Origin of the sequence: Halomicrobium sp. HM KBTZ05 (assembly GCF_041530035.1) — an archaeon.
Classification (GTDB): Archaea; Halobacteriota; Halobacteria; order Halobacteriales; family Haloarculaceae; genus Halomicrobium.
In genome coordinates, this window is record NZ_CP168057.1 from 2028092 (window position 1) to 2045888 (window position 17797).

Genomic DNA, 17797 nt, shown 5'->3' on the forward strand with positions numbered 1-17797 from the left:
GCAGTCACGTTGGAGGCCGTCGAAAGCCACCAGCGGTCGTTACGCGCCGATATCGGTGATTCGGTGGTGGTCGATCTCCAGAGCGTCGGCGTCTTCGGGCAGCAGTGCGACGACGAGGTAGTCGACGTACGACTCGAAGTACTCGACGAGTGCAGCGATACGCTCGGAGTCGATCGGTTCGAGTGCGTCCATGATCATCACCGGCACGTCCTCGTGAACGTCGTGGACCAGGTAGCCGGCCAGGGCGAACACCAGTCCAGTCACCTCCCGCTCGGAGTCGCTGAGGTGGTCGACGGTGTCTTCGTAGGCGACGCCGCTGTCGCTGCTACGGATGACGTGGAGTTCGAAGGTCCGTTCGGTGGTCTTGCGTCGTCCCTTTCTGACCTCCTCCTCGACGATCTCGATCCAGATCCGTTCGATGTTGTCGTAGTCGAGGATGCCGAGGAGCTGTTCCATGTGGTCGTTGAACTGCTCGACGGCGTCGGCCTCGATCTGGTCGATGCGAGTGCGGAGGTCCGTCAGTTCTTCCTGGAGTTGCTCGCGCTGTGCGCGCAGGTCGTCTGCCTCGGCGACGCGGGACTCGATGTCCTCGATCTCGCTCTCGACTTCGTCGCGTTCTGTCTCCAGTCGCCCGAGTTCGTACTCCATGTCGTTGGCGGTCCGGTGGAGTTCCAGGACCTCGTCGTAGCTGCCGGATTCGAGGTCCTCGACGCGCGCTTCGAGGTCTTCGACCTCGTCAGTGAGTTCGTCTTTGCGTTCGGTCAGTCGTTCGAGCGCGCTGTCAGTGGATTCGATATCGTTCTCCACGCGCGCGAGGCGGCGCTGTGCCTGATCGCGTTCGCGTTGCTGGGACTCGTAGGACTTCTTCTGGCGCTTGTACTCGTCGAGTTCCGACTCGATGTCGTCGATCGTGTCGAGTTTCTCGCGGCGCACGTCACGGAGGTTGGCGACCGTGTCCTCGATCTGGTCGATCTCGACCTCCGAGCCACAGGTCCAACAGACCGTCTCCTGGCGCTGGTCGAGTAGTTGGTCGGTGACGGTGGCACCGTCCCCGCCGTCGGTCGCGATGTCGACGGCCGGGTGACTTCCGCTCGTCGCCTCGTCGATCATCTTCTCGTTGAACTGGATCGTCTTCTGGAGTTCGCTGATTTCGGCGTCGAGTTGCTGCTTCCGGGAGCGAAGGTCGTCGACGTGGCTCTCGATGTTGGCCAGTTCGTCTTCGGGAACGTCGGCCAGTTCGTCGATCTCGGTTTCGAGCTCGTTTCGCTCCTCCTTGAGCGAGGAGTGGCGCTTGCGCTTTGCCTCGATCTCGTAGCGAACGTCTTCGAGTGTCGATCGAACGTCTCGAAGCTCTTCCAGCGCCGCTTCGAGTTCGTCGCGTTCCTCGCGCTGATTTTCGACGGAGGCGTCGGCCTCTTCGATATCCGCTTCGAGTGACTCCAGCTCCGAACGCTTCGCCTCGACCTCCTCTTGCAGCTCGCGCTTTCGCTCTTCGAGGTCGGGAAGTCGCTGCTTGAGCGAGTCGATCTCGTCCAGTTGCTCGTCGATTTGATCGCGTTCGCGCTGACAACGCTCGATCTCGGACTGGATCGCTTCGGTGTCGACCGGTCGCATGATGAGTTCCCGCAGATCGACGGTCGACTGGACGGCACGCCTGGCCTCGTTGGACTTCAACAGGAAGGCAAAGAGATCCGCGACGGCAGAGTCGTCGAGGTAGGGGGTGCCGTCCGAGCGGACGGTCGCACCCGTTCGTTCGAACGTTCGTTCGTACGTCGTCCCGTCGATTTCGAGACTTACCGACCCTTCGTCTGCGTCGCCTTTGAGCGAGACCTGATCGCTACCGAGCGCGGCCATCACCGATCGGAGAAACGATGTCTTGTTCGAGGCGTTCGGGCTCGCGAGGACAGTTACGCCGGGCGGTATCTCTGCTGTCGTGTGCTCGATGCCGCCGATATTCTCGACGGTCAGCGTTCCGGAGTCCATATGGCAGCCCACGGCGCGCTCCTATTTGTAGATTCTGGTATGACAGATGTAAGGACTGTCGCCGTCGGGGAGAAACTCTTTCGAAACTGACTGGTCGCTGTCCGGGAGCCGGCACAGGTGTTCACGAGGAGGAAATAACGGTGGTACCAGTGATAGCACTATCGAGGTCGAGCGGGGAAATCGCGGGTCGGAAACGGTGTACTGAGAGTGACACGTTCGGGAGGACGCACGGCGACGACTGGCCGGAAGCACAAGCTCACCGAGAACGTATACGGCTGCGTACACTTGCTCGGAACGAGAAACGAACCACCAGTTTGAGATGCAGTATCGAAATTGAGTAGTCGTCTCTCGCTGATATGCTCGAATCCGTGGCCCGGATCGTGCGACGTCGGACTGACCTCCGGTACACGTCGAGATTGCGCGGGCGTGTCCGGAGCGAGACGACCCCACGACCGAACAGTTCGATTTCACGTGCGGCCGCGAGACAGGCACAGAGCAGGGGTACCGGCGTCGGCGGTCGCATCGTCACCTGCAAGACGATCACGTAGCGCACGGCACCAGCCCTCTCGATCGGCGACACGACACCAGAAAAGTATTGATGATGGCGGCTGTTGTGTTCGATATATTTCCAGACGAAACTGGAGGTCGGATACGTCGCGGCGGCCGGTCGAACGTCACACCCTGTTGATGGTATGGGCCACCAGTTTACATTTCTTCACTTGAAATTCGGGAATTAATTTGCCAAGTGACGCGACACCTCACCGGTCCGATCCCGGCAAGAGCCCCCGGAGCCGAGGACCGACCGGTGCGGGCAGCGCACCGGTGACCGACCGGAGTTCGTCGACGGTCACCGCACCGAACGCCACGGCGGCGATCGTGTAGACGACTGCACCGACGACCGGGACCACCGCGAGAGAGAGGTAGTCGCCGACGAGAACGGCGTCGACGGCGTAGATGACGGGTGCGGCGACGACCACGGTCCCGACCAGCGACGGGAGCCGGAGATCGTCCAGCGGTCGATACCCCAGATACCGCGCACAGGCGACGTGGAAGGCGAACATCGAACCGTAGCCGACGCTGGTGGCGGCCGCAGCGCCGATCATCCCGTAGGCCGGAATCAGCGCCGCGTTGAGGACGACGTTGATGCCGGCAGCCCCGCCCGTGGCGACGATCGGGATTCGGAGGCGACCGCTCCCCTGGTTGATGGCGTACAGCGGGCGGGCCAGCGCGAAGCCGATCGTCCCGGGCAACAGGACGAGCAGCGGCCCGACGGTGTCGGTGAACTCGGGACCGAAGTACAGCGGAATCGCCGCGTCGGCCAGGACGAACAGACCGATCGCCATCAGCGACACGAGCAGCCAGACGTAGCGCGTGATTCGGGAGGCGATGTCGGTGAGACGCTCGAACTGACGCTCGGCCCACAGTCGGGAACTGGAGTGCAAGAGCAGCGTCTGGAGAGAGAGCGGAACGAACCAGACGTACTCTGCGATCGCCAGGGCGGCCCTGTACTGTCCCGTCTGTCCGCCGTCGGTCAGGAGCCGCATCATCACCACGTCGACGTGGAACAGCGACAGCAAGAGGAGCACGAGGACGATGTTGAGCCCGTTGAACGAGAGTAGTTCTCTGGTGGGGAAGTCGTCCGGGGGCCCGCGGAGGATGGCAGACACCGACAGTCGGCGGGCGATCACCGCGAGACCGACGACGGCGAGCAGCGTCGCACCGGCGATGTTCGAGATGAGGAAGGCATCGACGCCGAACCCGAGGGCGGCCAGCCCGAGTCCGAGTCCGACCCAGGTGAGCTTCGTCGCGACCCGCAGGGGCTCGGAGTAGCGCTCCAGACCGAGCCCCATCAGCGTCCGGCGGGTAAACGCCCGGAGCTGTGCAGCGACGACCAGCACCGCCAGCAACGCGAAGTAGTAGGAGAACGGAGCACCGAGCAGGCGATCCGGCAACCCGCTCGCGCTGGCCGCGCCGACGACGACGGCACCGACCGCCCCGAGTCCGAGAGTCAGTCGGAGGTAGAAGCCGACGACGTGTTCGTGCCAGCGGTCGTCCGGGCGCTCTTCGGCGACGAACTTCTGGACGCCTTCCGTGACACCGGAGCTAACGAGGATCATGTAGAGGCTGAACGAGGAGATGAGGAAGGCGTAGTCTCCGTACCCGGTCGTCCCCAGTTCCCGGACGACGATCGGTAAGGAGACGATACTGATCACCGAAGTCGCCAGCTTGGCACTGAACAGTGCGCTGAACGCCTCGGTTAGCGACCGATCCACGAACCTCCCCCCAGCGTGGCCGCGTCGGTCATCGAATCCCTCCGACCGCTCCGGAACTCCGCCCGGTCGGCGTCGCGACCAGCTCGACCTGTCCGACCGGATAGGCAGACGGCGGCGGGTGCGGGCCGAGGAAGCCGACGAGTGCGCCCGCCCAGACGGGAACGAGCGAGATCGACTTGTTTTCGACCCAGGTCCGGCCCTTGAGTCGGAGACAGACGCCGATCAGCGCCGCCGTCACACAGCACCACGACAGGAGTCCAGCCGGACCCAGCGAACCGGTCGCGAGAATTCCGAGCGCCGTCCAGCCACCCATCGCCGCGTAGAGTCGAGAGTAGTGACACACCCGCGCGACCATCCGCGGGGATCGAGACCATTTGCGCAAGACCTGTCCGCGGCCGAAGTAGTAGCCGCTGCGCCACCGGCGACGCAGCTCTGGCAGCCCGTCGCCGAAGGGGTGGGTTGCGGCGACGATCGGGAGCCGCACCAGGTGGTACCCCGCGTTCCTGAGACGGAAGCCGAGCTCCACGTCTTCGAGGGCCTGCAGGTGCGGGTCGAAGCCGCCGACCGACGCCAGGATCGACCGGTCGTACAGTACGACGCCACGCAGCGTGTCGACGCGGCGTTCGGTCCGCCCGGAGGCGTCGTTGAGACAGCCGTCGACCCCGGCGACCGCGGGCTCGGACCGAAGCCGCGCCGCGGCGGCCGCGATCCACGAGGACTCGACGATCATGTCGCCGTCGACGAACAGCACGGCGTCGGCCGACGTGACCCGTGTCCCGACGTATCGACCGGCACCGGGCGTCCGATCCACAGACGCGGGGAGACGGTAGACGCGGACCGGATAGTCGGCGGCCAGTGCGACGGTCTCGTCGGTCGAGTGCGAATCGACGAGGACGACTTCGGTCCGTTCGAACTGGCGACACGCCTCGAAGATCGCATCGAGACACGCCTCGATACGATCGGCCTCGTTGTAGGTCACGACGACCACGGAGAGGGCGGAAACGGACGCTGTGTCGCTGCTGTACCCGCTCGCGGCCTGCCCTCGGCAACTCATACACCGATCACCATTCCTTGTCCCGACGGACCGCTGGCCCGTCCATTGTTATGGCCGGGCTACCGAACGCTCTCGTCTCGATACCGGCCCGATGAACGGTCGTTCACCCGGTAAGGCCGGGACGGTCCGCCGCAAGTGGATGGTACGCGACTCGCATTCGGGCAGAAGCGCCGGGACTCCCGCTCGGAGAAATCCCGCCATATCGGCGACAGTGGCGGGTTATCTCGAACCAGTTCTGTGAACGGTCGAACCCGCTTATGTCGGCCGGTACGGACCCAACAAGAAGAACACGATGTCAGAGACACCGTACAGTGAGTGGTGGTCGAATCACAGCGAGCGCGTCGAAGCGAGTGACGACGTTCGCATCGACGTGTTCGTGCGGTCGCTGGGGGCACCGACGCCCTCCCAGACGACGCAGTCGGCCGTTCTCGAACGCCTCGACGGACTGGAGGAGCGAGAGAGGATCGATCGGTTCACCGTCCAGGTGTGGGGCGATCGTCTCTACACGGGGGAACGCTGTTCCCAGTCGCCGGTCGGGCGATACCTGCACAACAAGATCGAGGAGTTCGAACGCTGGGCAGACGGCTACCCCGAGGTCGAACTTCCCTTCGAACAGACGCACTGTGAATCGTTCGTCACCGACGAGACGTTCGACTGCGTCAAGCTCCCGCGGATCTGTCTGGCGACGTACGTCGACGGCGAACTCACGGGAGTCGTCCCGAGCCAGTTCGAGGAAGTCGACATGACGGTCCACTCGTATCTGACGGGGCTGGCCGAACTCGCGAGCGATCCCCTGGCTGCCACAGAGCGGGGCGAGGTGAAGTCTGTGGGCAGTCTCTGAGCAGCCCGGCGGGTCCGCCGGAGGCGACTGACAGCCGTCGCATAACAAAGGTGGCGAGCGGGGTAGCGGGTGTGTATGCCAAGACCGCCCTTCGGACGCGCAGTCGACCGACAGCGACGCCCACGTCTCGCCACGGAGGATGGCCGCTGATGTGTGGGATCACCGCCTGCGTGGGGTGTGACGAGGCAGTCTCGACGCTGCTCTCGGGACTGGACAACCTCGAATACCGGGGGTACGACTCCGCCGGGATCGCCGTGCCGGACGGTGCGTCCCTGGAGGTCGTCAAACGCTCCGGCGAGGTCGCCGAGCTGGCCCGGCGCGTCCGTCGTGACCGCCCCGGCGGGACGGTCGGGATCGGCCACACCCGCTGGAGCACGCACGGCGAACCGAGCGACGAGAACGCCCACCCACACACCGACTGCACGGACAGCGTCGCCGTCGTCCACAACGGGATCGTCGAGAACTACGCGTCGTTGCGCGATCAGCTCCGGGCGAGTGGCCACGTCCTCGAGAGCGAGACAGACACCGAAGTGGTGCCACACCTCGTCGAGGAGTACCTGGCCGCGGGCGCAGCGCCGGTCGACGCGCTCCGGGCGACGCTGGGCGACATCGACGGGAGCTACGCGATCGCGATGGTCGTCGCCGACAGCGATCAGGTCTACGCCGCCCGGAACGGCTCGCCGCTGGTTCTGGGTCTGGGCGAGGACGCGAACTACCTCGCCAGCGACGTGCCCGCGTTCATCGAACGCACCGACAGCGTGGTCTACCTCGACGACGGCGACATCGTCGCGGTCGGACCGAACCACTACGAAGTGACCGGCGCGGACGGTCGCGTCCGTGATCGACCCGTCCGTACCGTCGAGTGGACCGCGGAGGACGCCGAGAAGGGGCGCTACGACCACTACATGCACAAGGAGATCCACGAGCAGCCACGGGCTCTAGAGCAGACCCTCCAGGGGCGACTCGGCGACGGCGTCGCGCTCGACGACCTCGCGGACGACACTCTCGACGGCGTCGAACGCGTGGCCTTCGTCGCCTGTGGAACCTCCTACCACGCGTCGCTGTACGGGGCGCGGCTGCTGACCGAGCGTGGCGTCCCCGCGAGCGCACACCTGGCCAGCGAGTACGTCACGGCACCGCCACCGGCGCGGCCGGGGACGATCGTCGTCGGCGTGACCCAAAGCGGGGAGACGGCAGACACCCTGGCGGCGCTCCGGGAAGCGCACTCACAGGATCAGCCCACGCTTGCGGTCACGAACACGGTCGGTTCCACGGCCGCCAGAGAGTGCGACGACGCGCTGTTCATCCGGGCCGGTCCCGAGATCGGCGTCGCAGCAACCAAGACCTTCTCCTCGCAGGTCGCGACGCTGGCGTTGCTGGCCGAGCGACTGGCCGCTCGCGAGGGGACCGAGCGGGGCCGCCCCTTCCGACGCGCGCTCGCGGCCCTGCCCGATGCCGTCCGCACGGTCGTCGAGTCGGACGACGTTCGGTCCGTGGCTCGGCAGTTTCGAGACAGCGACGCGTACTTCTTCGTCGGTCGCGGGACCGGCCACCCGGTCGCACTGGAGGGGGCGCTCAAGCTCAAAGAGATCACCTACGAACACGCCGAGGGCTTCGCCGCCGGCGAACTCAAACACGGTCCGCTCGCACTCGTGACCGATCAGACGCCCGTGTTCGCGATCGACACGGGGCGCAACACCGAGAAGGTCGCCAGCAACGCCGAGGAAATTCGATCACGCGGCGGGCCGATCGTCGCGGTGGGCCCGGCCGACAGCCCGCTGGCCGACCGAGCGGACGCCCACTTGCCGGTGCCCGACACCGATCCGGCACTGACGGGCGTGCTCGCGAACGTGCAGCTCCAGTTGCTTGCCTACCACGTCGCCGCGGGCCTCGACCGCCCGATCGACAAGCCCCGGAACCTCGCCAAGAGCGTGACCGTCGAGTGAGACAGACGGCTGTAGCGATGTCCCGGTGAGCGTCGAGCGGGGAGCCACTCACCGGAACCGACGGACGACGTTCCGTGCGAGGGCTCGGTTACAGCTTCGTGCCGAGGTCACAGCAGGCGTCCGGTTCGGCGACGATGAACGCCTCGTCACGGAGCATCGACTCCTCGATCGGGAGGAACACCTGTTTGTCGTCGCGAGCGTTGGGCACGACTTCCCAGTCGACCAGTTCGTACCCCAGATCGCTGTGCAGGTCCGGATCGACCGGCCGGCCCTCCCAGGGCGTCCCCGCGAACGTCGCGGCGGCGTCTGCGAGCGGGTCACCGTCGGTGTTGTCCGTCTCGTTCGTCATCGTCTGGTCCTCCATCGGCGTCGCTCACACTGTTGGCTGTCACGTTGTAACGAGATCCGCCACCTCGGGGTGACGAGATCGGTCACAGATGTACAGCCGACAGTAGCAGACGCACTGTCCACGTCGCGGAGAGCCAGGTAGGTGGGTGTCGGAGCCATCAACACCTGGTAATCCGTACATACCGACAAAACCGTTCCGTCGAAGTGGACTGACTTGCCTACCAGTCGGTGGCGGTGTGGTTGCGTCTTCCGAAGGGACACCGAAAGGAGTGGTTACCGACGCTCCCGAACGGTAGGGCTCAGTTATCGGCGACGATAGCCAGCTCGTCGTTGTGCCTGCGGTCGAGCGCGACGCCGGCCACGAGAGCCACGGTCGCGACGAGGAGGACCACCGACGAGAGAGCGAGTAAGCTGCTGTTACCCGCCAGCAACGCGAACAGGACGCCCGCCAGGCTGGGGACGGAAAGCGCGATCCCGCCCAGATAGCCCGCCGGGATCGCCGGACTGACGTCGCTGGCGTATCGGCGGAGCCGCCAGAAGAAGTTCCGAGCCAGCATACCGGAGACGCGAGGCACGTACGTCCGGAGGTCGATGTGGCTGGTCTCGTCGCCGTACTCGGCTGGCATCGGCACGTCGGCGACCCGACAGTCCGCGACGTTGAGCTTGACCAGCAGGTCGTTGCAGTAGCCGTAGAACTCGTACATCTCGTCGACCCCGCTGCGTTCGAGCGCCGCCGTGGAGGCGGCGGTGTACCCGTTCTGTGGGTCGCCGATCCCCCAGTACCCCGACGCGAGTCGCGTCAGCGCCGAGAGCATGCGGTTGCCCGCCTGCCGGAAGGTCGGCATCGACGAACGGTCCGACGACGAGCACAGCCGATTCCCCTTCGCGTAGGCGGCTCGGCCGTCGGCCACCGGCGCGACGATGTCGGGCAGCAGGTCCGGGTCCATCTGCCCGTCGCCGCCCATCACGGCGACGATGTCCGTACCGTCCCGGATCGCCGCGAGGTAGCCGGTCTTGATCGCGCCACCGACGCCGCGATTTCGCTCGTGGCGGATCGGGACGACCGTCTGTGCCGCCTCGCCGCCGTCCGCGCGTGCCCGCGACCGAGACCGTTCGCGGGCGGGAACATGTGACTGGATGACTGACCAGGTGTCGTCCGTCGAGCAGTCGTCGACGACGTACGCCCGGTCGACACAGTCCGGGAGCGTGTCGATGACTTCGCCGACGTGTGCTTCCTCGTTGTATGCCGGTACGACGACGCTGAGAGAGTGTCCGTTGAACATGTCTGCTGAAAGTCCGTGCAGCAATCGGTACCACTCTCTTCCCGAGGAGACGGGTTTGTTATGGATGTGCTACGACGAGGAAGGAGGATCGGCCGGGGTGGCCGCGTCGACGAGCCGGTCGATGCCCGAGCGGAGATCGACCGTCGGCTCGTAGCCGAGTCGTTCGCGTGCGCGGGAGATGTCCGCCTCGCTGTCGCTGATGTCGCCCGGCCGCTCGTCGGTGTGTGTGATCGGGGAGTCGCTGTCCGTCGCCGACCGGATCAGCTCGGCGAGTTCCGCGATCGAGACCGACGAGCCGGTGCCGACGTTGTAGGCCACGCCGACCTCGTCGGTGGTCGCGGCCCGGAGGTTCGACTGGACCACGTCGTCGACGTGGACGAAGTCGCGGGTCTGCTCGCCGGTGCCGTGGACCGTGATCGGCTCGCCGTTTCGAGCCTGTTCGAGGAAGACGTCGACCACGGCACTGTAGGGGTTAGGGCCAGTCCGCGGCCCGTAGATGTTGAAGTAGCGCAGCGGGACGACCGGGAGATCGTACTGCTGGGCGAACACGCGGGCGTAGTGATCGACTGCGAGCTTGTCGACGCCGTACGGCGAGGTCGGTTCGAGGGGGTGATCCTCCCCGATCGGGACCGACTCGGGCTCGCCGTAGATCGCGGCGCTGGAGGCGAGGACGACCCGGGTGTCGTACTGGCGAGCGTAATCGAGCAACTGGACGGTCGCGCCGGTGTTGACGTGGTTGCTCCGGGGCGGATCCCGCAGCGAGGCCGGGACGCCGACGACGGCCGCCTCGTGGAAGACGACGTCTGCCGCCTCGATCTCCTGTTTGAGCTTGCGCTGGTCGCGTACGTCGCCGTGGACGAAGGTCACGTCGTCGGGAACGCGGTCGCGTTCGCCCGTCGAGAGGTCGTCGAGGACGGTCACGTCGTTGTCCGGGGCGAGCGTCTGGACGAGCTGGCCGCCGACGAAGCCGGCACCGCCCGTGACCAGCACCGATCTGTCGCTGAGGTTGGGTTCAGACATGGAAAGGAACTCCACTCGTGTCGGGTTTGTTATGCCCGCCCTATAGTGTTTGCTGAGTTAAACGCCGTCGGGGGAGTGGCCCGCCGTCGGCGGATCCGTGCGGCCGACTCGGGCGGCGACCTCGCCCATCGTCTCGATCGCGAGGTCGGCGCGACGCTCGTCGAGGTAGTCGAAGATCGCACGCATGCGAGCGATCTCCGGCCGGCCGACGAGGTTGTTCGGGTGGAGCCACATGTGGAAGACGCCGTCCCGACTGGCCGCGGCGTCGATCCCGCGACGGGCGTACTGGACGATCGGGTCCTCGAAGACCGTCGTCAGGAGTCGCCGGGGTCGGCCCTCGAAGGAGAAGAGGTACAGCGACGCCGGGATGTCGACCAGCCCGTGCTCGTCGACGGTGGGTGTGACGAGGCGTGGCTCGGGCTCGCCGACGGTCGCTTCGCGGAGTTTGTTCAGCGGCGTCCGTTCCTCCGGAGCGACACCGCGATAGCAGTCGAAGTCGTACTCGGCGAGCAGGTCGCGGTGGCCCACGCTGTTGCGCGGAAAGACGAACGAGCGAAGCGAGTAGTCGGTCGCGCTGGTCGCGTCGAGACACGCCTCGATCTCGGCGCGAGCGGTCGCGGCCGTCGTGTCGTCCGCTCCGAAGAGGACGTGTGAGAACGTGTGGCAGCCGATCTCGTGGCCGACCGGGTCCGCCGCCACGTCGGCGACGAGGTGGGGGCCGTACCGCAGGCTCGGACGGTCAGCCCAGCGGTCGCGTTCACACCGGAACCACTCCGGGCCGCGAGGGTGGTTCTCGTGGCGGCCGTCGCAGTCGGCGAGCAACAGGTGGCCGACGACCGCCCACGTCGCGGGGATCTCGTACTCCGAGCAGAGCCCGGCGAGTCGCTTCCAGCCGACGCGGGCGGCCGCCAGTCGCTCCGAGTAGTTCGCCACGTCGTGAAAGCCCCAGCCGAGCTCCGCGTCGACGGAGATCACGACCGAGCCCATCCGCTCACCTCCGTGCGGGCCGCTCTCGGTGGACCGGAACCGACGCACTGGCAGAACAGTATCATAGTCGTCTCACACTCGGTTAGCGGGACTGCTGGGCAGTAGCGTCCAGTTCGGTCGACACCTGTGCGTCGATCTCGTTGACGATTTCGAGGGCACGCAGCCCGTCCGTGCCGGAGACGACCGGCTCGCTGTCGGTCACGACCGCCTCGACGAACGCGTCCAGTTCCGTCACCAGCGGCTCGCCGTTGGCGACGGTCGGCTGCTCGATGACGCTCTCGTGGCGGTATCGAACGTCGCCGTCGTTCTCGACGTAGGCCGGCACGGAGTGGCGGTGGATTCGCACGTCCTGGTCGGCGTAGTCGACGGTGATCCGCGCATCGCGGGTCGTCACCGCCAGCTGCCGGACCTTCTGCTGGGTCACCCGGCTGGCACTGAACTGGGCGACCGTGTCGTCCTCGAAAGAGAGCTGTGCGGTGACGTGTTGCCCGTTGCAGGTGCCGACCGCGTCGACGGTCCTGACGCCGCTGTCGAGCAAGGAGAGAGTCACGTCGAGGTCGTGGACCATCAGGTCCATCGTGACCGTGTCGGTCGTGTCCCGGTCGACCGGCGGACCGAGCCGCCGGGCCTCGACCGCGAGCACCTCGTGGTCGGCCAGGACCTCCGTCAGGGTTCGGATGGCGGGGTTGAACCGCTCGACGTGGCCGACCTGGAGGACGAGGTTCTCGGCGGCGGCGCGTTCGACCAGCGCCTCGCCGTCGGCGAGGTCCTTCACGAACGGCTTCTCGACCAGGACGTGGACGCCAGCGTCCAGCGCCCGCTCGACGAGGTCGTCGTGGTACCGGGTCGGGACGGCGATGGTGACGGCGTCGACGGCGTCGAGCAGTTCGTCGGTCGACATGACGTTCGTGTCGTAGTCGTCGGCCACCTCGCGGGCCGTCGCCGCGTCGGCGTCGGCGATACCGACCAGCGAGACGGCGCGGTTCTGCGCGTAGACGCGGGCGTGGTGGCGACCCATGTTTCCTACGCCGACGACGCCGGTCCTGAGACACCCGTTCTCACTCATCGGCGACCACCGTGTTGATCGCAGTCGCGATCGTTTCGACCGTCTCGGTCGCCAGCGAGGGGTGGACGGGCACGGAGAGGACCTCCCGTGTCAGTCGCTCTGCGACGGGGAACGACGACTCCACGTCGTCGTAAGCGGGCTGTTCGTGGATCGGCGTCGGGTAGTAGACGCCGGTGTCGATCCCGACTCGTTCGAGGTCGGACGCCAGCGCGTCCCGGTCGGTCGATCTGACGGTGTACTGGTGGTACGAGTGGCGCTTGTACGCCGCCTCCGTCGGCGTCGTGATCGAGGGCGCGTCGATCCCCGCGGAGAGTCGCCGAGCGTTCGCACGCCGGGACTCGACGAAGTCGGGTAGCCGCTCCAGCTGTGCCCGTCCGATGGCGGCCGCGATGTCGGTCATCCGGAAGTTGTGGCCGACCGAGTGGTGGACGGAGCCGTCCTCGGGATCGCGCCCGTGGTTGATGAACGAGCGGAGCCGACGAGCGACCGCGTCGTCGTCGGTGACGACCATCCCGCCCTCGCCGGTCGTCATGTTCTTGGTCGGATAGAAGGAGAAACAGCCCGCGTCACCCAGCGATCCGGCCGGCTCGCCGCGGTAGGTGGCTCCGTGGGCCTGGGCGGCGTCCTCGACGAGCGTCGCGTCGCAGGCGTCGGCCAGCGCTCTGAACCGGTCCATCTCGGCGGGGAGCCCGTAGAGGTGGACCGGCATGATGGCGTCGACGTCGCCGTCGAGGGCGTCGACGCGCTCGCTGGCGGCCTCGGGATCGAGGTTGTACGAGTCGGGATCCACGTCGGCGAAGACCGGCTCTGCGCCGACCAGCCGGATTGCGTTGGCCGTCGCGACGAAGGAGAGGGGCGTGGTGAGCACGCGGTCGCCCTCACCGATGTCGAGCGCCGCGAGCGCCGCGTGGAGCGCGGTCGTCCCGTTGCTGGTGGCGACGGCGTGGTCGGTCCCACAGTAGTCCGCGAAGGCCGATTCGAAGGCCGCGACCTCGCTGCCGGCCGCGAGGTGCCCGCTTTCGAGGACCGATCGGACGCGGCGCTGTTCGCGGTCCTCGACGACCGGGTCGGCCAGCGAGACCCCGTCGAGGTTGATCTGAGAACTCATTCGATCCGGTTCCCTCCCTGGAGCGAGGCGGGCAGTTCCTCGTGTCGGCCGGGCGCACCGACGACGAGCGTCTCGGGCGGAACGTCGGCCGTGACGACGGCCCCGGCGGCGACGAACGATCCCGCACCGATCGTCACGCCGGGCAGGAGAGTCGCGTTGGCTCCGACCGAGACGTGCTCCTCGATCGTGACGCCGTCGAGTTCGCTCGCCGAGCGGATCGGGTAGTTGTCGTTCGTGACCGTCGCGTGCGGGCCCAGGAAGACCTCGTCGCCGATCGTCGTCTCCGGCGGGACGTACACGCCGGTCTGGAGGCTGACGTGCGAGCCGATCGTCACGTCGCCGTCGACGACCGTGTTGGTCCCGACGAGCACGTCGTCGCCCGCGACCGTCCCGTCCCGGACGAGTGCGTTGTGTCCGGTCGAGAAGTCGTCGCCGATCGTCACGTCGCCGTATATCACGGTGCCCGAGCGAATCGTTGCGTTCTCGCCGAGTCGTGCGGTCGTCTCCGCGTCCTCGTCGCGACCCACGACGGCCTCCGGTGCTACGTAACTCCCGTCACCGATTCTCGCATTTGTCATAGTATCCACACTGAGGGCCAGTGTTCGTCAGGTCACTCCGCGACAGACGCCTTTGTTATAGAGATGATAGGAAGGAAGGGCTCTGGTTAGCCGCGCGATGAATCCGTAAGGGAGCACCTGTCTCGGAGAGAGCGTCGTCGTCGGCCCCGAGAGGAGACGCCTCGTCGCTCGTGTCGTCGGCAATCGCTGTTGGAGGCGGCCGCGATCCTGTCGCCGCCAGGGTCCGCACAGACAGTCCCGTGCGAACAGTTGCACCGGTCCAGGTCGACCGGAAAAACGGGGACAGCGATCCGTATTAGTCGTCGTGACTTCGCTGCTGGACGAGCGCAAAGCGGAGGTACGGCAGTACGGCCGGCGTCTCGTCGGTCTCGGAGATTCGCTGGCGGCGACCGTCGAACTCGACCAGTCCCACGTCTTCGAGTTTGGGCAGCGAGACGTGGAGCAGTCGCGAGTCGATCTGGCCACGATACTCCCGCTCCGAGAGGCCCTCGGGCGGATCGGTCTCGTCGATGATGTATTCGACCAGTTCGTGTGCGTAGACCGGCCCCTCGTCCCGCAGGAGATACGTCAAGACGTACCGGTTCGCGGGGCGTGCGAGGACGTCGAAGAGGTCGTCGACGGAGACCGTCGTCTCGGTCACCGACGACGACGGCTCGTCGTCGAACTCCACAGCAGCTAACTGGTCGTCGTGATGCTCGGCACCCATGCTATACAGTATCTCCCGTGCGCTTTTGTGGGTTCTTTCGGTGTACTGGCCAGTTCGCGTCGAACGACACCGGTGACACTCGTCGGTTGACCGCTGCTACCGGGCGTCGGGTAGGATGGGCGTTCCGTCCCGCAGCCAGACGAGAACCGCTCCGCCCACCAGGAGGAGTTCGAGGACGACGTACACTCGTCCCGCGGGCGTGGCCAGCAGGGCGACGAACTGGGCGAGGAGCTCCCAGACGTGGCCGGTGATCGAGACCGGCGCGGACGCGACGGTCTCCGTGAGCGGCCACAGCAGGAAGGCCAGTCGGGGCGGCCCGCCCAGTGCCATCGGATAGACGACGTCGCCGGGCAGGTGAGCGAGGTAGCCGATCGCAAACGCCCAGCCGACCCGTCCGTGGCCGGTCTGGCGCGCGACGGCGACGACGACGGCCGACAGCGGGACGGCGACCAGCAGCGAGTGCGCCAGCGAGATCCCCGAGGGTAACAGCGTCGTCCCCCAGCCCAGCGGTTTGTCGACCAGGTCCGGAAACTGCGTCCCGAGCGCGACGGCGACGGTCTGTGGGCCCGTGGGCCGATCGCCGTCGAGGAGACGAGACAGCACCGAGAGGGCGACGTAGCCACAGGCGAGGTGTTCCCAGGGCCACATCAGGTGGCGTCGGTCGTTCGTCGCGTCGCTCGTACTCCGGCCTCGATACGCCCCGCACGGTCGATAACGATCTCTGAACGGGTTCGAACACGTCTGGAAGTCACGACCGATGGTCGGAAACCGAGTGGTATTGTTATGGACGCCATATGCGAAGGCGGTCGTTGGCCGACCGACCACTGCATACGGACCGCCTGCTGACCGTCGGTAGAGGAGACCACGCGAGAAAGACCCGCTTACTGAGCGTGAACGGGATTAACGACCGACTGTCTTTATGTCCGACTCGACTCGCTTATAGCGACAGTGATACTCCACAGTACTACCGGACGCTGTCGCGTGCCGTCACCCAGTGGCGCGACGGACCGATCGGGGGCGAGACGGTCATGACCGACCCCGACTGGGACGACGTGAGTTTCGTCATCAGCTCGCGCTACAGGGTCGCCGCGATGCGTCGCCTCGACGAGGGACCGTCGACACCGTCGAACATCGCCGACGACGCCAGCGTGGGTCTGGCCCACGTCTCGCGGGCGCTCCAGGAGCTCCGAGAGAACGAGCTGGTCGATCTGCTCGTCTCCGACGAGCGCAAGAAGGGGCGCGTCTACGGCCTCACGGAGGAAGGCGACCGGGTCTGGCAGACGATCGAAGCCGAGAACATGGTGTAGCGCCCGTCGGCGCTCGCCGACGAGCCACGGGCAGCAGCGCTACCGTGTGGACTGGCTCGGGCTATCCGCGACCCCGAAGGTCGCGCCGGTCTCTCATACTGCCGGCTGTAACTTCGTGAGGATCTTCGCCACCCCGGAGTGGCGAAATCGTTCACAGATTTACAGCCGGTAGTATCAGGAGAGTCGACAGTGTCAGAACCGTCTCGAAGGCGCTGGTCGCCCCCGACGGCCCGAGAACGCTGGGACTTCCGTGCGGTAACTCGTCGCTTCCGTCGGCGGGGAACTCGCTACGGACTCAATTACTATAGGATCGTACGACCCAGACACTGGCGATGGTTCAGCACATCTCGGAGCGCGAAATGGAACGGATCACAGAGTTCGCAGAGACGCCGGTCTACGAACGGACACCGGAACAGCTGCTACCAGACTCGGGCACCGACGACTGACCACCTTCATTCTCATACCCGATTTCACACGACTGACAGCGACCGCCAGCCGCAGCGTCGAGCCGGCGACGCTGTCGGCCGTCGGTCGGTGAGCGCCGGGACACCGGCCTGGAAACTGCGACACGACGAGACGGCCGGCGGTACGACGCGCAACGGACGGTCCCAGACGGCGGGTCAGAGGCGGTGCTGCCACGCGAGGAGAAACTGCGCACCCGCGAGGAGCACGAACGCGAGAACGAGTATCTGGCCGAGGAGTGCTCCGGAGACAAACGGGAGCACGCCGAACGACGTCGCCAGAAACGCCAGTCCACCGACGACCGCCACGACCAGGTAATACCGGTGCCACCGTCTGGACTGTTCTGGGTTGTGTAAGTACGGCTCGATCGCGCTGGCCCGCGACGTGAGCCACACCTCGCCCGTGTCGGTGTCGTGTTCGACGATCCCGACGTCGACGAGCTTCGGCACGTGAGTCTGGTAGAGGGAGACGTACACGCGCTTGCGGTCCTGGGAGGAGAGCTCCTCGACGGTCGTGTCGTTCTCTCGGGCGGCCACGATCTCCGCCAACCTCGTCAGTTCGATCGGGGTCTCCTCCTCCCGTAAGATCGCGATCGTTTCCCGCCGCCGCGCGCTGCTAAGCACGTCGAACACCGTGTCTTGTGAGAGTTCATCGTTGTTGCTGAACATCGAACGTTTTCGGATTGTCCCGCAGCGTCCGGCATATACAATCGATACAGCACATATGACCCTCGCCCATAGTTTAGTAACAGTGAGGTTACTCGGTGAACTCGCCGGCTGGACAGTCGCTACGATCGGATTACCGATCGGCGACGCGGTGGGATCGCAGTTCCAGA

At 66.1% G+C, this 17797-nt stretch carries 16 protein-coding genes; 3 read left to right on the forward strand and 13 right to left on the reverse strand.

Annotated elements, in window-relative coordinates; all coding sequences use genetic code 11:
- Positions 1-39: 39 nt before the first annotated feature.
- The 3 genes from ACAH01_RS10555 to ACAH01_RS10565 form a co-directional block, all read right to left on the reverse strand.
- The gene (locus ACAH01_RS10555) at positions 40-1983 is read right to left on the reverse strand and encodes an archaea-specific SMC-related protein (RefSeq protein WP_372479142.1); all 1944 of its coding nucleotides are present in this window, start codon (positions 1981-1983) and stop codon (positions 40-42) included.
- A gap of 758 nt (positions 1984-2741) precedes the next feature.
- A complete protein-coding gene (locus ACAH01_RS10560; RefSeq protein WP_372479143.1) occupies positions 2742-4256 on the reverse strand; it encodes a polysaccharide biosynthesis C-terminal domain-containing protein in 1515 nt (504 codons plus the stop codon).
- A gap of 28 nt (positions 4257-4284) precedes the next feature.
- On the reverse strand, positions 4285-5310 hold the full coding sequence (locus ACAH01_RS10565) for a glycosyltransferase family 2 protein (RefSeq protein WP_372479144.1): 1026 nt from the start codon (positions 5308-5310) through the stop codon (positions 4285-4287).
- A gap of 292 nt (positions 5311-5602) precedes the next feature.
- Here ACAH01_RS10565 and ACAH01_RS10570 point away from each other — a divergent pair, with 292 nt between their 5' ends.
- Both ACAH01_RS10570 and glmS read left to right on the forward strand, forming a co-directional pair.
- A complete protein-coding gene (locus tag ACAH01_RS10570; protein WP_372479145.1) occupies positions 5603-6151 on the forward strand; it encodes an HTH domain-containing protein in 549 nt (182 codons plus the stop codon).
- 149 nt (positions 6152-6300) lie between these two features.
- Positions 6301-8097 carry a glutamine--fructose-6-phosphate transaminase (isomerizing) gene (gene glmS, locus ACAH01_RS10575; RefSeq protein WP_372479146.1) on the forward strand — a complete coding sequence of 599 codons (1797 nt, stop codon included), beginning with the start codon at positions 6301-6303 and terminating at the stop codon, positions 8095-8097.
- A gap of 88 nt (positions 8098-8185) precedes the next feature.
- Here glmS and ACAH01_RS10580 read toward each other — a convergent pair whose 3' ends face one another.
- The 9 genes from ACAH01_RS10580 to ACAH01_RS10620 form a co-directional block, all read right to left on the reverse strand.
- A complete protein-coding gene (locus ACAH01_RS10580) occupies positions 8186-8446 on the reverse strand; it encodes a hypothetical protein (protein WP_244257307.1) in 261 nt (86 codons plus the stop codon).
- Positions 8447-8744: 298 nt separating this feature from the next.
- Entirely contained in the window at positions 8745-9728 is a 984-nt protein-coding gene (locus ACAH01_RS10585; protein ID WP_372479147.1) for a glycosyltransferase family 2 protein, read from the reverse strand.
- 69 nt (positions 9729-9797) lie between these two features.
- On the reverse strand, positions 9798-10748 hold the full coding sequence (locus ACAH01_RS10590; protein ID WP_372479148.1) for an NAD-dependent epimerase/dehydratase family protein: 951 nt from the start codon (positions 10746-10748) through the stop codon (positions 9798-9800).
- A 57-nt stretch (positions 10749-10805) separates the two neighbouring features.
- On the reverse strand, positions 10806-11735 hold the full coding sequence (locus ACAH01_RS10595; RefSeq protein WP_372479149.1) for a polysaccharide deacetylase family protein: 930 nt from the start codon (positions 11733-11735) through the stop codon (positions 10806-10808).
- 82 nt (positions 11736-11817) lie between these two features.
- Positions 11818-12801 carry a Gfo/Idh/MocA family oxidoreductase gene (locus ACAH01_RS10600; RefSeq protein ID WP_372479150.1) on the reverse strand — a complete coding sequence of 328 codons (984 nt, stop codon included), beginning with the start codon at positions 12799-12801 and terminating at the stop codon, positions 11818-11820.
- Complete coding sequence (locus ACAH01_RS10605) at positions 12794-13909, reverse strand: DegT/DnrJ/EryC1/StrS family aminotransferase (RefSeq protein ID WP_372479151.1); 1116 nt, start codon at positions 13907-13909, stop codon at positions 12794-12796. Before ACAH01_RS10605 ends, ACAH01_RS10600 begins: the two co-directional genes overlap by 8 nt.
- Positions 13906-14487 (reverse strand): acyltransferase, encoded by a 582-nt coding sequence (locus ACAH01_RS10610; RefSeq protein WP_372479152.1) that lies wholly within the window; start codon positions 14485-14487, stop codon positions 13906-13908. The genes ACAH01_RS10605 and ACAH01_RS10610 overlap by 4 nt, the downstream gene beginning before the upstream one ends.
- Before the next feature lie 295 nt (positions 14488-14782).
- Positions 14783-15193, reverse strand: a complete 411-nt coding sequence (locus tag ACAH01_RS10615) for a hypothetical protein (protein ID WP_372479153.1) — start codon at positions 15191-15193, stop codon at positions 14783-14785.
- A gap of 96 nt (positions 15194-15289) precedes the next feature.
- Positions 15290-15841 carry a metal-dependent hydrolase gene (locus tag ACAH01_RS10620; RefSeq protein ID WP_372479154.1) on the reverse strand — a complete coding sequence of 184 codons (552 nt, stop codon included), beginning with the start codon at positions 15839-15841 and terminating at the stop codon, positions 15290-15292.
- Between the two features lie 380 nt (positions 15842-16221).
- Between ACAH01_RS10620 and ACAH01_RS10625 the strand changes: the two genes are divergently transcribed.
- Positions 16222-16500, forward strand: coding sequence for a winged helix-turn-helix domain-containing protein (locus tag ACAH01_RS10625; RefSeq protein ID WP_026190368.1), 279 nt, complete (start codon positions 16222-16224; stop codon positions 16498-16500).
- Between the two features lie 620 nt (positions 16501-17120).
- Here the strand turns inward: ACAH01_RS10625 and ACAH01_RS10630 are convergent.
- Positions 17121-17630, reverse strand: coding sequence for a hypothetical protein (locus ACAH01_RS10630; RefSeq protein WP_372479155.1), 510 nt, complete (start codon positions 17628-17630; stop codon positions 17121-17123).
- Between the last annotated feature and the right edge of the window lie 167 nt (positions 17631-17797).